Here is a 14,280-nt window from a genome sequence, read left to right on the forward strand (position 1 = left end):
TACTACTAGTACCAAGTTAGCAAAGAGTACAACTTTTTAAGAGGTCATGGACTACAACATCGCGTTTACGCGGCAGGCCAAGCGAGAGTTACAACAAATCCATCAGGGAAACCGAAAGCAATATCAACGGATTAAGCGCGCGATCGGTGGACTGGCCCAAGACCCATATCCACCGGGATCTATCGCTTTGTCCGGCAGGAGTGGCCGAAGAATAAGGGTGGGAAATTACCGAGTGCTGTACTCCGTTGAGGAGCAAGAAGTGCTGGTGGAAGTGTTTACCGTAGGGGCACGCGGAAACGTCTATAAGCGCTAGAAGGGCACGCCGGAGCGCAGGATGACATTGGCAAACGGCGTGGTGGAACCGGTGCGCACGACAAAGGAGGCGCGGGCGACCTCGCGCTTGAGGTCGTCGTGGGAGACCTCGGTAAGCGGTACTGCGGGAAGCAGGGAGCGCACCTCAGGCGGGGTGGTATCGGCGATGGTGGCGGCTTCGACCACGACCTCATCGAGGAGGGCCGCCAGGGTATCGGCAAAGGTGGGGATGCCAAAGGTTAGCGTGAGGTCGATGACAGGCACTTCGCGGGGGATGGGCAGGCCGCAATCGGCGATAACGAAGGTATCGGTGTGGCCCAAGCGCGCGACAGCGCTGGTGAGCGCGGGATTGAGCAGGCCGGATTTACGCATCGGTGACCTCCGGCAGGGCGGATTCGGTGGTGGGGTAGGAAGGCTGTGCGCCGTTGCCGGTGGCGGCGAAGGCGCCGACGCGGGCGGCGAAGGTGGCGGCATCGACAAGCGAGGCACCGGTGAGCAGCTGGGCGCAGAAGGCACCCGCGAAGGCATCGCCGGCGCCGGTGGTATCCACGGCGGTCACGCGCGGGGTGGGGATATCCGTGCCGCCTTCCGGGGTAGCCACGTAGGCGCCGTGGGCGCCAAGGGTGAGCACGACGGAGCGGAAACCGGCCTCTACCAAGCGGTGGGCGAGCTCGCGCGGGGCGCCCTCCGCAGGTAGTCCGAGCTGGTCCAGGATGAGCCCTGCTTCGTGTTCATTGGCCAGCAAAGGATTGGCTTGCAGGAGCGAGTCGCGGTCGACCTCGACCACGGGCGCGAGGTTGACCACCACTCGGCCCTGGGCCGCCTCGACCGCGGCCTGGAAACCGGAAGCAGGGATTTCACCCTGGAGGAGGACCACGTCGGCATCGGCGATGGTGGAGGCGCGGGAGGAGACAAAGGGGGCGTCGACAAGCGCGTTGGCACCGGGGGAGATGACGATGGTGTTCTCGCCATCGGCCGAGACGGTAATGACGGCCAGGCCGGTGTTAGTATCGGCCTGCTCCACGGTGCCCAGATCGATGCCGGAGGTGCGCATGTAGTGCATGGCGGGCTCGGCATAGGGATCGGAGCCGACCGCGCCCACGAAGGCCACGGTGGCGCCGAGCTGCGCGGCCGCGACTGCCTGGTTAGCGCCCTTGCCCCCGGCCAAGATGTCGCCGCCAGAGCCCAGCAGGGTCTCGCCGGGCTGTGGGTGGCGCTCGGCGTGCACGATGAGATCGGCATTGATGGAACCGACGACGGTTAGCTTGCTCATTGGAAATCCTCCACATTGTCGCGGGTGACGGTGATGACCTCGACGGGGACGTTCTTCTCCGCCGCGCCACCGTGCAGGAGCGCTGCGGCTTGTTCGATGGCGCGGGCACCGAGCTCTGCGGGCTGCTGGGCGATGGTAGCTTCCAGCTTGCCATCTTTGACCGCCTTGAGGCCATCGAAGGTGCCATCAAATGCCACCACCTTGACCTCAGATCCGGCGCGCGAGCCCAAAGCTTCGACCGCGCCGAGCGCCATTTCATCGTTCTCTGCAAAGATGGCCTTGATATCCGGGTTGGCCTGCAGCAAGTTGGTGGCGACGTTGAGTCCTTCCGTGCGGTCGAAATTCGCCGATTGCTTGCCGACGACCCGAATGTCCCCGTACTTCGCAATCTGCTCTTCAAAGCCCTTGCCGCGCTCGCGCGAGGCGGAGGTACCAGCGGTGCCCTGCAGGATGAGGATATCGCCCTTTTCCCCGATGGCTTCGGCAAGCTTATCCGCTGCCTGCGCGCCGCCGGCGATGTTATCGGAGGCCACCATGGAATCCAGCTCTACGCCGTTGACATCGCGATCCACGCCGATAACGGGCACGCCGTCATTTTTGATGCCGCGCACGGCCGAGGCAACGGCATCGGAATCAGTGGGGTTGACCACGACGACCTTGGCGCCCATGGAGGTGGCATTGCCCAACTGATTGACCTGCTGGGCGGGGTCATCGGAAGCGTCTTGGATATCTAGCGGAACGCCGAGCTCCTTGGCCTTATCTTGTGCGCCGTGGCGCAGTTCGACGAAGAAGGGGTTGGTTTGCGTGGAGAGCGCTAGCGTAATGCGGTTGCGGTCTTCTTCCGAGCGGTTGCAGGAGGCAAGGCCTAACGCGAGGGCCGGTACGAGGAGGGTGGCGATGAGCTTTTTCATGGCGGGTGCTCCTTAGTTGGCCGTCTTATTGCGGATGACGTCGAAGCCGACGGCCAGCGCGATGACCAGGCCGATGACGATCTGCTGCCAGAAGGAGGAGACGTTGAGCAGGTTCAAACCATTGCGGATGACGGCCAAGAGAATCGCGCCGACCAGGGTGCCGGTGGCCTTGCCTTGGCCACCGGAGAGCGAGGCGCCGCCGATGACGACGGCCGCGATGGCATCGAGCTCATAGCCGGTGCCGGCCTGCGGCTGTGCGGATTCGAGGCGGCCGGCCATGACCATGCCGGCCCAGGCGGCAAAGAAACCGGAGAGTGCAAAGACGGCGATCTGGATGCGCTTGACCGGCAGGCCCGAGAGGCGGGCGGCCTCCAGGTTGCCGCCGATGGCGTACATGGAACGGCCGAGCACCGTGCGCTCCAAGATGAACCAACAGATGAGCCCGGCGATGACCATCATGATGATGGGCACGGGGAAGCCGGCGATATCGCCGCCAAAGGCGTTGACGGACGGGGCGGTTTCAATCGGCGAGCCCTGGGAAATGACCAGGGTGAGGCCGCGGGCGATGGACATCATGGCCAGTGTCGCGATGAAGGAGGGGATCTTGCCCCACGCGGTGGCCATGCCGCAGATGGCGCCGGCCAGCGCGCCGACGATCAGGCCGAGGAGCAGGGTGAGCCAGCCAGGCAGTCCCGCGGTGGAGAACATGTAGGCAGAGACCATGGCGCCGAGCGCGGCGACCGAGCCCACTGAGAGGTCGATGCCTGCGGTGACGATGACAAAGGTCATGCCGAAGGCCAAGATGGCCACCGTGGCGGCTTGGATGCCGATATTGAGCAGGTTCGCCACGGTGAGGAAGTACGGCGTAGCGATAAACAGCGCGATGCACAGGGCAATGAGGCCGACGAGCGCGCCATTATTCATCGCCCAGTTAACTACTCGATTCTTGGTCATGCTTCATCCTTGGGGTTAGTGCCGGCGGGCGCGGCAGCAGAGGCAGAGGTAGAAGAGGTCACATTGGATACGGCAAAGGCCATGACCTCGTCTTGGGTGGAGTCCTTGGGTAGCTGGCCGGCGAGTTGGCCGCCGGACATGACGAGGATGCGGTCGGACATGCCGAGCACCTCAGGCAGATCGGAGGAGGCCATGAGCACAGCGCCGCCGGCAGCGGTGACCTCATTGATGATGTTATAAATCTCCACCTTGGCGCCGACGTCGACGCCGCGGGTGGGCTCATCGAGGAGGAGGACTTTGGAACCGGCCAGTACCCAGCGGCCAAAGACCGCCTTTTGTTGGTTGCCGCCGGATAGGTTCCGGATGGGCTGGGAGAGATCGGCCATGCGAATGCGCAGCTTCTCCGCTACGTCACCGGCGCGGCGGCGTTGACCGCTGCGGTCGGCCAGCCCCACCTTAGCGGTGGGGTAGAGGGTGGCGAATCCGAGGTTATCGCCCACGGAGGCATCGAGAACTAGCGCTTGGGACTTACGGTCTTCGGGGATATGGCCCACGCCGGCGCGGATGGCGGCACGAATATCGCCGCCGCGCAGCTGCGTGCCGCCGACGCGGATGGTGCCGGAATCGTACGGGTCAGCGCCCGCGATGGCGCGAATGATTTCGGTGCGGCCGGCTCCCACGAGCCCGGCAAGGCCGACGACTTCGCCGGCATGGACGGTGAAGGTGACGTCGTGAAAGGCGCCGTCGGCAGTCAGCTCGGAGACCTCCAGCAGGGCCTCGCCGTGCTCAGGAGGAACCTCGCGCGGGTACTGGTTTTCAATCTCGCGGCCGACAATGAGGCGCACCAGCTCGTCTTCGTCCGTATTGGCTGGGACCTCGGCGATGAAAGAGCCATCGCGCAGCACGCTGATGCTCTCTGCAATGCGCGCCAGCTCCTCCAGGTGGTGGCTGATAAAGACCATGGCCACGCCCTTGGCCTTGAGTTCCTCGAGCACGGCAAAGAGTGCATCAACCTCCTTGCCGGTGAGCGCGGCAGTGGGCTCGTCCAAGATGAGAATGCGCGCGTTCATGGACAGCGCCTTGGCGATTTCCACGAGCTGTTGCTTGGCCACACCCAGCTCACCCACCGGCATGTCTAGGTCCACGTCCAAGCCGATAAGGTGCAGTGCCGCTTGGGCTTGTGCCTTGAGGTGTTTGCGATTGACCAACCCAAAGCGGCGTGGGGTGCGCCCGAGCATGATGTTCTCGGCCACCGACATAGTGGGCACAAGGTTGAGCTCTTGGTGAATGGTGGCGATGCCCAGCGCCTCAGAGGCCTTGGTATTTGGGATTTTCACCTCTGTGCCATCTACCAGGATGCGGCCGGAATCTGGTTCGTGCACGCCGGCAATCATTTTGATGAGGGTGGATTTTCCCGCGCCATTTTCACCCAGCAAGGCCTGCACCTGGCCGCGGCGGACGGTGAGGTCTACACCCTTAATGACCTCCACCGGGCCAAAGGATTTGGTGACATTATCCAGGCGCAAAACGCAGTCACTCATGGCGTGGCTCCATCGAGTTGGTGGGCGGTGGACATGCGCGGGATGTAGCGGGTTTCTAGCACCTCGCCTTCCGGTTGGTGCTTTTCATTGATGGCCGCGATGAGCTTGGCCGTGGCGGTCTCGCCCATTCTGGCCACACCTTGGTCCACCACCGAGATAGGGGAAGGTTGGAAGCGCAGGTAGATGAAGTCATCGAAGCCGACGAGCGCGATTTCTTCTCCGATGCGCTTGCCCGCATTATGGCAGGCCTCCAGCGCGCCGGCCGTCATCATGGAATCGCCGGCAATGAGCGCGGTGACGCCTTCTTGCAGGAGTGCGAGGGCTCCTTTATAGCCCTCGCGGTGGCGGTAGCTGCCGTGGTGGATATGGGTAGGCATGCCGCGGGTGGCGGTCTTGAAGGCTTGGAGGCGCTGGCGGCCGGTGGAGGTTTCCTGCGGCCCGGAAAGGTAGCCGATGTGCGTGTGCCCCTTCTCTTTGAGCTGTTCCACGGCTTGTTTTATGCCCGTGTGGGGGTCCGATAACACTGCTGGAATCTGGCCCAGGGTGCGGTCAATGAGCACGAGCGGGCGGTAAGCGCGCGCCTGCTCCAGCGCTTCTTCGGCGCCTTCGAGCGGTACCGCGATAATGCCGTCTACCTGGCGTTCCATCAGGGCATCGAGGGACTTGACTAGCCGCTGCGGATCCTCGCCGCAACTGGTAATCATCGTGGCGAGTCCCTGCTTATCGGCGGCCTCTTCAATGGCTGCGGCCATTGCGGCGAAGTAGGCATTATCTAGGCTGGGGATGACCAAGCCGATGGCGTTAGATCGGGAGCTGCGCAATGCTCGGGCTTGGGCATTGGGCCTATAGTTGAGCTTGATGGCCGTGTCCTTGACGCGTTGGCGCGTGTGCTCCGAGATGGCTGGGTTGCCCGAGAGCGAACGGGACGCGGTGGAAATGGATACTCCAGCAGCAGCGGCCACGTCCTTGAGGGTGGTTCCGGCCATGCTGTCCTCCTTGGTTTAGGCGTGTGGGCCGGCTTCTGGCCCTCCTGGGTGCAATCGATTGCATATTTGAGTTAAAGGTACGGCTATTTCCGTCTTTCTGTCAAGGGTGGGCGAGTCTATGCTGGTATCCATGTCTGACCCGCTCCTTGTTTTGGGCTCCCGCGTAACTCACGGCTACCCCGGCGCCATGCTGCGCTCGCGCCTAGACAAGGCGTTGGCGCTCTATAGCGGTCAGCAGATTATTGTCTCCGGCCGTGGTGAGGCGGGGCCCATGGCTACCTACCTCATCGAACGCGGTGTGCCGGCCGAGCGCGTAGTGGTGGAACCGGAAGCCACGAGTACCAATGAAAATCTAGAAAATGCCCATCGCTTGGCCCCAGATGCCGTATTGCACGTGGTGACCAATGATTTTCATATCCTGCGCACCGCGTTGTGGGCCTGGCACCTCGGCATTGCCGTGCGCCTGCATCCCGCGCGCACCCCGTGGCGGTTGATGCCGCGCAATTACCTGCGCGAAGTCCTAGCCACTCCTCACTCCGCGGCGCGCATAGTGTGGCGACGAATGCAGGGATAGCGCTCCTGCCTCGGTGTGGCGGCCCGCGGCCCATAGATGCCTCCAGCCCCGAAAGAGGTTAACAAGCGGTTAACTCTACTGCGGTGAGCAGCTGAAATAGAAGGTATTCGCGGGTAGTTATGCAAACGATTGACCTGTGCTTTGCCGTACTCCTAGGCTAAGTCCAACGAAAGTTATAGCCAGAAAGGTCTTTGTTATGACCAGTGGAGGAGCGGCTGGCCCTGACGCTGACTACCCCAGCGTCGCACTTGCCCACGGCGATTATGCGGCCGAGATTGGTCTATTTGGCGGTGCACTCAAAGCGCTGACCTATCGCGGCGCGCCCTTGGTAGAAAGCTACGAAGGCAAGCCGCCGCTGATGGCCGGAGTGGTGCTGGCGCCGTGGCCAAATCGCACCGAAGATGGCTGGTTTGAATGGCAGGGGACAGCCCACCAGTTAGGCATCACAGAGCCGGAGCGCAATAACGCCATCCATGGATTCGCGGTGGATTGGTGGCGCATCAAGGAACGCTCGGACAACCGGGCGGCCCTTGCCTTTGATATTGAGCCGCGCCAGGGCTGGCCGTGGGCGATTCAGCTAGAGGCTACCTACGCCCTCGATGAGCAAGGGTTGCATCACCGGCTGACCGCACGCACCGCGGAGCCCGGCGAGGTTCCCTTCGCCTATGGGCTGCACCTCTACCTCTCCCCACAGGGAGCTGAGGCGGAGGAAGCGGTGCTCAGTGTGGACGTCGGCAAGCGCTACTTGCTAGGCGCCCGCAACCTGCCTACGGGAAAGACGGAGCAGGTGCGCATTGTTAATCAGCCCATCGCCGAGGTGGACTGGGACGATTGCTTCCACGGCGAAGGCCCACTGACGGCCGTGTATTCGGCCGGCGGAAAGGGTGTGCGCCTGGAGATGGGCGAAGGCCTGAACTGGGTGCAGATGTTTACCCCGGCCGATTTCCCGCGGGCGGGCGGCCCCGGCAAGGCATTGGCCGTGGAGCCCATGAGCGCGCCGCCAAATGCGCTGCGCAGCGGGGAAGACCTCGTGCGCCTGAGCGCTCAGAACCCGCAGAGATTCACGCTGCGCCTTGCAGCAGAGAACCAATAACTAGAAAGGTCAGCCATGGAGACTGCTGAATCCGTATTGAGGCTCGATGCCTCCTGGGTGGACTACTTCTTGGTAGCCATCTACTTCCTCTTCGTACTAGGCATCGGCTGGGCCGCCAAGGCCCGAGTGTCTAGCTCCATCGACTTCTTCCTCTCCGGCCGCGGATTGCCCGCCTGGGTGACCGGACTGGCTTTCGTCTCGGCCAACCTGGGCGCGGTGGAAATCATCGGTATGTCCGCCAATGGCGTGGAGTACGGCTTCCAAACAATGCACTACTTCTGGATCGGCGCCATCCCGGCAATGGTCTTTTTGGGCATTGTGATGATGCCGTTCTACTACGGCTCCAAGGTGCGCTCGGTGCCGGAGTTCATGCGCAAGCGCTTTGGCAATGCCGCGCACCTGGTCAATGCGATTTCCTTCGCTGTGGCCCAGCTGCTTATTGCCGGCGTGAACCTGTACTTGCTGGCCACCATCGTGGAGGCCCTGCTGGGCTGGCAGATGTGGGTATCGCTCCTCGTGGCCGGCCTCATCGTGCTGTCCTATATCACCCTGGGTGGCCTTTCGGCCGCCATCTATAACGAGGTTCTCCAGTTCTTCGTCATCATCGCCGCCCTCGCTCCGCTGACCATCATTGGTTTGAACCGTGTTGGTGGTTGGAGTGGGCTGAAGGACGCGGTGGCCCAAGATTCGCACTTCCACACGTGGCCGGGCACGGACATCTCCGGTTTTGAGAACCCAGTGTGGTCCGTCATCGGCATCGTGCTGGGCCTCGGCTTCGTGCTTTCCTTCGGTTACTGGACCACCAACTTCGTCGAGGTGCAGCGCGCCATGGCCTCCGATTCCATTTCGGCCGCCCGCAAGACCCCGATTATCGGCGCCTTCCCCAAGATGTTCGTGCCCTTCCTCGTGGTCATTCCGGGCATGGTCGCCTCCGTTTCCGTGGCCGATTTGATGGAGGAGCGCGCGGAGCCCAACGACGCCATCCTGCTGCTCATGCGCGACCTTTTGCCCAATGGCCTGCTGGGCGTGGCGATCGCCGGCCTGCTCGCTTCCTTCATGGCCGGCATGGCCGCGAATATCTCCGCCTTTAATACCGTCATTTCCTATGACATCTGGCAGACCTACGTGGCCAAGGACCGCGAGGATGACTACTACCTGAAGTTCGGCCGCATCGCCACGATTATCGCCACCGCTATTGCCATTTTCACCGCGCTGCTCGCGCAAAACTTTGGCAATATCATGGACTACCTGCAGACCCTGTTTGGCTTCTTCAATGCGCCGCTGTTTGCCACCTTCATTCTGGGCATGTTCTGGAAGCGCATGACCCCGCACGCCGGTTGGTCCGGACTCGTAGCCGGTACCGGTTCCGCCATTGCCTTCTGGTACGTCGCATCCTTCACGGACATGATCAACCTGCCCGGCCAAGGCACCGCTTTCGTCGCGGCCGGTGTGGCCTTCGTGGTGGATATCCTGGTATCCATTGTGGTCACCCTGTTCACCCAGCCCAAGCCGGATAGCGAGCTGGTTGGCTTCGTCTCTTCCGTGACCCCCAAGGACCACTTTGAGGACTACACCGAAAAGTCCTTGCCGTGGTACCAGCAGACCGTCCCGCTGGGCATCATTTGCCTGGTGATGGCCGTAGCCCTCAACGTCATCTTCGCCTAAGGAGCCCAACATGTCTGAGAAAAAGCGCGCGGGTGCATTCGACCTGCGCAATGTCATCGCCGCACTCCTCGGCCTCTACGGCCTGATTTTGCTCGGCTGCTATTTCTTCCTTGACCCAGGCATCAACCCGGATACCGGGCAGGCAAAGAACGCCAGCGATAACCTATGGGCAAGCCTTGCTTTGCTGGCCGTGGCCGCCGCCTTTGTGCTGTGGGCACGCCTGAAGCCCATCACCATCCCAGGAGAAAACTAATGGTTGAGATTACCTCTGCCACGCTTGCCGACGGCCGCGAGATCCTCTACTTCGACGACCAGCCCCACCCCGACCGCGTGCTTGTCGACGCCCGCGACATCCCCACCGTCGCCCCCGCTTCCGAAATGCGCCGGGATCCCCTAACGGGGGATTGGGTGGCCTTTGCCGCCCACCGCATGAACCGCACCTTCTTGCCACCGGCCAACGAGAACCCGCTGGCGCCAACGCGCGAAGGCCAGCTGCCCACGGAGATCCCCAGCCCCAGCTATGACGTGGTGGTCTTTGAAAACCGCTTCCCGTCTTTTGCCACCACCGCAGACATCGAGCATCCCGAGGAAGACAACCTGCTCGGCATGGTGCCGCGCCTTCCGGCCCACGCCCGCTGCGAGGTGGTGTGCTTTACCGAGGACCCCGCCCTATCCTTCAAGGACCTGCCGGAATCGCGCATTCGGACCGTCATCGAGGCCTGGGCGCACCGCACCGCCGCGCTATCCCAGATCGACGGCGTGCAGCAGGTATTCCCCTTTGAAAACCGCGGCGAGGAAATCGGCGTGACCCTCCAGCATCCGCACGGCCAGATCTACTCCTATCCCTTCCTCTCGCCGCGCCTGCGTTCCATCGTGGATTCCGCCCGCGCCTATGACGGCGACCTCTTCCAGGATCTCCTCGATCGCGAGCGCGCCGCCGGCACCCGCATCATCGCCGAGACCGAGCACTTCACCGTCTTCGTTCCCGCCGCCGCCAAATGGCCGCTGGAAGCCATGGTCCTGCCCAACGAGGAAGTACCCGATTTCGCCGCGCTTACCGACGCCCAACGCGCCGGCCTCGCGCCCCTCCTCAAGAAGCTGTACTCCGCCGTGGACCGCTTCTTCGATGGCGTGGACAAGACCCCGTATATCGCCGGCTGGACCCAAGCGCCGGTGGACGAGGCACTGCGCCCCGGCATCCGCATGCACCTGCAGCTCTTTTCGCTCATGCGCTCGCCCGGCCGCATGAAGTACCTCGCCGGTTCCGAGTCCTCGCAGGCCGTGTGGATCAATGACACCACCCCGGAGCGCATCGCCGCCCGCTTTAAGGAGATCTGGGATGCTTAACTGGATTGACACCCGCAGCGATGCGGAGCTTGCCGCCGCAGCCCGCGACCTCTTCGCCGCTGCGTTTCCGGACACGCCCGAGCCGGCCGGCGTGTGGGCCGCCCCCGGCCGCGTCAACCTCATCGGCGAGCACATCGATTACGCCGGCGGCGCCTCCATCCCCTTTGCGCTGGAACAAAGCACCGCCGTCGCCGTCGCGCCCCGCACCGATGGCCTTCTCCGGATAGCCTCCGAATACGACGGCAGCGTTGCCCAGGCCAGCCTCCCACTCTCCGAAGTCCGCCCCGGCCACCCTTCCGACTGGTCCGGCTACGTTGTCGGCACCATCTGGGCCGCCACTGCGGCGGATGTCCTGACCTGCACCGGCCTCGATATTGCCATCGTCTCTGATGTCCCCGTCGGCTCTGGCCTGTCCAGCTCCGCCGCCCTCGAATGCTCCGTGGCCGTGGCCGCCTACGAGCTCTGCCACGGCAACGCTCCCGATGATGCCGCCCGCGCGCAGCTGGCCCAGGCGTGCATCCGCGCCGAGAACGAAGTGGTTGGCGCCTCTACCGGCGGCTTGGATCAGAATGCCAGCCTGTTCGGCCAGCGCGGCAAGGCGCTATTCCTGGACTTTTCCACCGGCGCCGTCGAGCGCGTGCCGTTTAATATCGAGGCCCAGGACATGGTGCTGCTCATCGCGGACACCAATGCGCCGCACACGCTTTCCGACGGCCAATATGCCTCCCGCCGCGGCATCATCGACGCCGTCCAGGCTGCCGCCGGCCGCTCCATCCGCGAAATCCCAGATGCCGTCGCCTTCGCCGCGACCGTCAACCCCCAGGAGGCTGAACTCTACCGCCGTCGCGTGCGCCACGTGGTGGACGAAACCGACCGCACCCTGGCCGCCGCCACCGCGCTCAACTCGTCCGACCCGGCAGAGTTCCGCCGCCTCATGCGCGAAAGCCACATTTCCCTGCGCGACCTTTACGAAGTCACCACTCCGGAACTCGACTCCGCCTTCTCAGCAGCAGGCGAACTCGGCGCCCGCATGACTGGTGGCGGCTTTGGCGGCGCCGTCATCGCGCTCATCCCGCGCTCGGACGTCGAGTCTACCGCCCAGGCCATTTACGACGCCGCAGCATCCCGCGGCTTCCCAGAGCCCACCTTCTTGGTGGCCCGCCCGGGAGACGGCGCCCGCCGCTTGGCTTAAGCTCCGCCTCCTTCCCAACGCGCCTCTTGTCGTTAGGTCTATACTGATCAGGCTGATCTGAAGGCTGGGCCGCCTCAGATCGGCCCTAGCTCCCTCAATTCGGCCTGATCAGATCAGCCCTAAGCCCAAAGCGTTCGGCTCACAACGCCGAGAGAGCTTTCTGAATCCCCTCGCGCAGCGTCTCGCGAGACTGCTTCATCGGATGCGCAATCGCGCGCAACCCCATGTACGCAATTTGGTCGGCCGCCCGATTCAGCGGATCTCCCGCATGCCCGAGCACACGGCGAATGTCAACCTCGCATTGGCCTTGGATATCGCCCCAAGCTTGCTGGAATCGGGACCGCGCACTCGAAGACACCCCTCGCCACGTGCGCCCCGGCCGCGATGCTTTAGAGCCGCGCTTATGCACAATCTGCTCGACCGCCTCCACAGCGGCTACGGAATCGGACTCAATAACCGCCTTGCGCGCACCCACCTTGAGCAGGTATTTCAGCGCGAGCGTCAGTGCTTCGAGTTCGAGCTCATCGGTGCTCGCCTTGGTTTCTCGAGTCCGTAACCGGTAGTCGCCGTTGCCAGCAACGAAGCACATCGACCCCTTGAATACGGTATCCGAGGAAGCATCGGTGGCTATGCGCACCACGTCGCCCTCGGCCCACGAGGAGGCGCGCGAGAAGTTCGGCCACCAGTGCGCTTTCGGCGTCTCTACTTGTGCCGCTTGCTTCTTTTTCGGCGCCTCACCCATCTTGCGCGCCTTGCGAGCGGTCAGGCCGGCTTGTTTTCTGCGCACGGAGCTCGCGCTTTTCGAAGCCCTATTTTCTCCCGCAAAGCTTCCCGTCACCGTGAAACCGTCGGCCGTGAGTGCCGCTCGCAACGCATTCTGCCTGCGACCAGTGACAATCCACACTCGTCCGTCGAGTCCCTTGAGTGCGCGTTTGACCTCGCGCACGGCGATATCGACGATATCGCCCTTCTTCGTTTGGCCGCGGCGCACAAAACGCGTCTGCTTAGTATTGACCGCGATGACCCAGCCTTCGATGGTGCCATTGGGGGCGGAATCCCAACGCTCGTCCCAGAGCGCGACCGCAACATGGATTGGCGCCGAGACCATGTCCGAGGTGATCTTGCGGGTGCCGTAGGTGCGCGATTGCGTACCGGTTAGTTCTGAGAGCTCGATGGGTTCCATTATCTCTAGTAAAGCACGGTTAACCGCGCTGCTGGATTATCCCCCACACCGCCGCTTTGAACTACTTCCCGTTAGGTCGAATGTGATCGAGCTGATCTGAGCACAACCCACCCTCAATTCAGCCTCAACGCCCTCAATTCGGCCCGATCACCTTGGACCTAACGTTCCGCCTCTCACTCAAGGTCCTCGGAAATTCACCTTCTTGAGCCTCATGAAGCGCGCCCCGCCCCGCCAACCGCGAAGATGAACCCATGATTACAGATCACTTCATCAACCTTCGTTACGCCGGAGCCGAAAGTCCGCACCATTTAGCCCTCCAGCGCGGTGAGCTCACCCAGATAGCGCCCTGGGTCGCCGTTCCCACGGCCACCTGGAGGCAATGGATGCGCCATAAACAACAATTCGCCAAAGTAGTCGCTGCCGGGTGGAGCACCCACCGCGCCGTCCTCATCAGCAAATCGGCCGCGCGGCTGTGGGGAATGTGGGTAATTTCCAGGGAAGGGGAGGAGGTTGAGTTAGCGGTGCCTTCGGGAAGCGTTCCCCCACGCAGGCTCACCGCGAAAGGCTACCGGTACCGCCGGGTAAAGTCCCTCCAAGAATCCACGGTGTCGATAGCGGGTGTGCGCGCCACGAATCCTGCCCGCACCTGCCTCGAAATCGCCCGGCTACACGGCTTCCCAGATGGCCTGGTAGCTACCGATTCTGCCCTCGGCCGACACGACGTCACCACATATGACTTGCGCGAAGAACTGGAAAAATGCAGCGCACGAGGGGACAAGCGGTCATGCGTAAGGCTATCGAGCACGCGTATGGTGGATCGGAATCGCCCTATGAGTCCTATCTGCGAGCACTTATTATTGAGCGTTTCCCACAGGTGAAAATTGAGCCGCAGAAACCGCTGCTCGGGAAATATCGGGCGGATCTTTGTCTCGATGGCTGGCTGGTGGTCGAGGTCGATGGCGATGCCAAGTATGACGGTACCTATGGCGAGGCGCCCTCCCACGTGGTAAAGCAGCAGATAAAGAGGCAGCGAGCGCTAGAAAACCGCGGATACGTGGTGCTGCGCTATGGTTCCAGCGAGGTGAAAGCGTCGGACGAGGCATTGCGGATAATCGCTAGCCACTTGGGAAAACGCGGCAGGAAAGTAGCCTAGATCACCCCCGCACCACCCCGCAGTACATAAAAGTTGTTGAACAAAAGGCATAGCAACCTTTAAGATGATGCGCATCACAAACTAATGCGACCTGCA

The 14,280-nt window shown here is 62.7% G+C and carries 15 protein-coding genes; 8 read left to right on the top strand and 7 right to left on the bottom strand.

The genetic code is table 11. From position 1 onward, the window contains the following. Positions 1-46 precede the first annotated feature (46 nt). Positions 47-313 (top strand): type II toxin-antitoxin system RelE/ParE family toxin, encoded by a 267-nt coding sequence (locus MHX61_RS05525; RefSeq protein WP_239193397.1) that lies wholly within the window; start codon positions 47-49, stop codon positions 311-313. Here the strand turns inward: MHX61_RS05525 and rbsD are convergent. Genes rbsD through MHX61_RS05555 form a run of 6 tightly spaced genes read right to left on the bottom strand, consistent with a single transcriptional unit; the run spans position 310 to position 5,977 of the window. Beyond that, positions 310-684, bottom strand: coding sequence for a D-ribose pyranase (gene rbsD, locus MHX61_RS05530; RefSeq protein WP_204610011.1), 375 nt, complete (start codon positions 682-684; stop codon positions 310-312). The genes MHX61_RS05525 and rbsD overlap by 4 nt on opposite strands. Continuing rightward, positions 677-1,585: a ribokinase gene (locus tag MHX61_RS05535; RefSeq protein ID WP_239193399.1), complete on the bottom strand. Its 909-nt coding sequence runs from the start codon at positions 1,583-1,585 to the stop codon at positions 677-679. Before MHX61_RS05535 ends, rbsD begins: the two co-directional genes overlap by 8 nt. Next, positions 1,582-2,496 (bottom strand): substrate-binding domain-containing protein, encoded by a 915-nt coding sequence (locus MHX61_RS05540; protein ID WP_239193401.1) that lies wholly within the window; start codon positions 2,494-2,496, stop codon positions 1,582-1,584. Before MHX61_RS05540 ends, MHX61_RS05535 begins: the two co-directional genes overlap by 4 nt. Before the next feature lie 12 nt (positions 2,497-2,508). Continuing rightward, positions 2,509-3,450: an ABC transporter permease gene (locus MHX61_RS05545; RefSeq protein WP_150851164.1), complete on the bottom strand. Its 942-nt coding sequence runs from the start codon at positions 3,448-3,450 to the stop codon at positions 2,509-2,511. Beyond that, positions 3,447-4,991, bottom strand: a complete 1,545-nt coding sequence (locus MHX61_RS05550) for a sugar ABC transporter ATP-binding protein (protein ID WP_239193403.1) — start codon at positions 4,989-4,991, stop codon at positions 3,447-3,449. Before MHX61_RS05550 ends, MHX61_RS05545 begins: the two co-directional genes overlap by 4 nt. Then, positions 4,988-5,977, bottom strand: a complete 990-nt coding sequence (locus MHX61_RS05555) for a LacI family DNA-binding transcriptional regulator (RefSeq protein WP_239193405.1) — start codon at positions 5,975-5,977, stop codon at positions 4,988-4,990. Before MHX61_RS05555 ends, MHX61_RS05550 begins: the two co-directional genes overlap by 4 nt. Positions 5,978-6,107: 130 nt before the next feature. On the opposite strand from MHX61_RS05555, the gene MHX61_RS05560 reads away from it, so the two are divergent. The 6 genes from MHX61_RS05560 to galK all read left to right on the top strand — a co-directional run bounded on the left by MHX61_RS05560 (position 6,108) and on the right by galK (position 11,848). Next, complete coding sequence (locus tag MHX61_RS05560; RefSeq protein ID WP_239193407.1) at positions 6,108-6,551, top strand: YdcF family protein; 444 nt, start codon at positions 6,108-6,110, stop codon at positions 6,549-6,551. Positions 6,552-6,747: 196 nt separating this feature from the next. Beyond that, a complete protein-coding gene (locus MHX61_RS05565) occupies positions 6,748-7,644 on the top strand; it encodes an aldose epimerase (RefSeq protein WP_239193409.1) in 897 nt (298 codons plus the stop codon). A gap of 15 nt (positions 7,645-7,659) precedes the next feature. After that, entirely contained in the window at positions 7,660-9,309 is a 1,650-nt protein-coding gene (locus MHX61_RS05570) for a sodium:solute symporter family protein (protein WP_239193411.1), read from the top strand. 10 nt (positions 9,310-9,319) lie between these two features. Then, entirely contained in the window at positions 9,320-9,562 is a 243-nt protein-coding gene (locus MHX61_RS05575) for a hypothetical protein (protein WP_005322508.1), read from the top strand. Further along, a complete protein-coding gene (gene galT / locus MHX61_RS05580; RefSeq protein ID WP_239193413.1) occupies positions 9,562-10,656 on the top strand; it encodes a galactose-1-phosphate uridylyltransferase in 1,095 nt (364 codons plus the stop codon). The genes MHX61_RS05575 and galT overlap by 1 nt, the downstream gene beginning before the upstream one ends. Then, positions 10,649-11,848, top strand: a complete 1,200-nt coding sequence (gene galK, locus MHX61_RS05585) for a galactokinase (protein ID WP_239193415.1) — start codon at positions 10,649-10,651, stop codon at positions 11,846-11,848. The genes galT and galK overlap by 8 nt, the downstream gene beginning before the upstream one ends. Before the next feature lie 139 nt (positions 11,849-11,987). Here the strand turns inward: galK and MHX61_RS05590 are convergent, their stop codons facing one another. Beyond that, positions 11,988-13,031 (bottom strand): RNase H family protein, encoded by a 1,044-nt coding sequence (locus MHX61_RS05590; protein WP_239193417.1) that lies wholly within the window; start codon positions 13,029-13,031, stop codon positions 11,988-11,990. Between the two features lie 784 nt (positions 13,032-13,815). On the opposite strand from MHX61_RS05590, the gene MHX61_RS05595 reads away from it, so the two are divergent. Next, a complete protein-coding gene (locus tag MHX61_RS05595; RefSeq protein WP_239193425.1) occupies positions 13,816-14,184 on the top strand; it encodes an endonuclease domain-containing protein in 369 nt (122 codons plus the stop codon). The last annotated feature ends 96 nt before the right edge of the window (positions 14,185-14,280 follow it).

The organism is Corynebacterium sp. ACRPF, assembly GCF_022347395.1.
Lineage (GTDB): Bacteria > Actinomycetota > Actinomycetes > Mycobacteriales > Mycobacteriaceae > Corynebacterium > Corynebacterium tuberculostearicum_D.

Bases quoted from the DNA above. Each gene is read 5' to 3' on its own strand.
- rbsD (WP_204610011.1), bottom strand. From the start codon at position 684: ATGCGTAAATCCGGCCTGCTCAATCCCGCGCTCACCAGCGCTGTCGCG.
- galT (WP_239193413.1), top strand. From the start codon at position 9,562: ATGGTTGAGATTACCTCTGCCACGCTTGCCGACGGCCGCGAGATCCTC.
- MHX61_RS05555 (WP_239193405.1), bottom strand. From the start codon at position 5,977: ATGGCCGGAACCACCCTCAAGGACGTGGCCGCTGCTGCTGGAGTATCC.
- MHX61_RS05535 (WP_239193399.1), bottom strand. From the start codon at position 1,585: ATGAGCAAGCTAACCGTCGTCGGTTCCATCAATGCCGATCTCATCGTG.
- MHX61_RS05540 (WP_239193401.1), bottom strand. From the start codon at position 2,496: ATGAAAAAGCTCATCGCCACCCTCCTCGTACCGGCCCTCGCGTTAGGC.
- MHX61_RS05590 (WP_239193417.1), bottom strand. From the start codon at position 13,031: ATGGAACCCATCGAGCTCTCAGAACTAACCGGTACGCAATCGCGCACC.
- MHX61_RS05565 (WP_239193409.1), top strand. From the start codon at position 6,748: ATGACCAGTGGAGGAGCGGCTGGCCCTGACGCTGACTACCCCAGCGTC.
- MHX61_RS05545 (WP_150851164.1), bottom strand. From the start codon at position 3,450: ATGACCAAGAATCGAGTAGTTAACTGGGCGATGAATAATGGCGCGCTC.
- MHX61_RS05550 (WP_239193403.1), bottom strand. From the start codon at position 4,991: ATGAGTGACTGCGTTTTGCGCCTGGATAATGTCACCAAATCCTTTGGC.
- MHX61_RS05525 (WP_239193397.1), top strand. From the start codon at position 47: ATGGACTACAACATCGCGTTTACGCGGCAGGCCAAGCGAGAGTTACAA.
- galK (WP_239193415.1), top strand. From the start codon at position 10,649: ATGCTTAACTGGATTGACACCCGCAGCGATGCGGAGCTTGCCGCCGCA.
- MHX61_RS05595 (WP_239193425.1), top strand. From the start codon at position 13,816: ATGCGTAAGGCTATCGAGCACGCGTATGGTGGATCGGAATCGCCCTAT.
- MHX61_RS05575 (WP_005322508.1), top strand. From the start codon at position 9,320: ATGTCTGAGAAAAAGCGCGCGGGTGCATTCGACCTGCGCAATGTCATC.
- MHX61_RS05570 (WP_239193411.1), top strand. From the start codon at position 7,660: ATGGAGACTGCTGAATCCGTATTGAGGCTCGATGCCTCCTGGGTGGAC.
- MHX61_RS05560 (WP_239193407.1), top strand. From the start codon at position 6,108: ATGTCTGACCCGCTCCTTGTTTTGGGCTCCCGCGTAACTCACGGCTAC.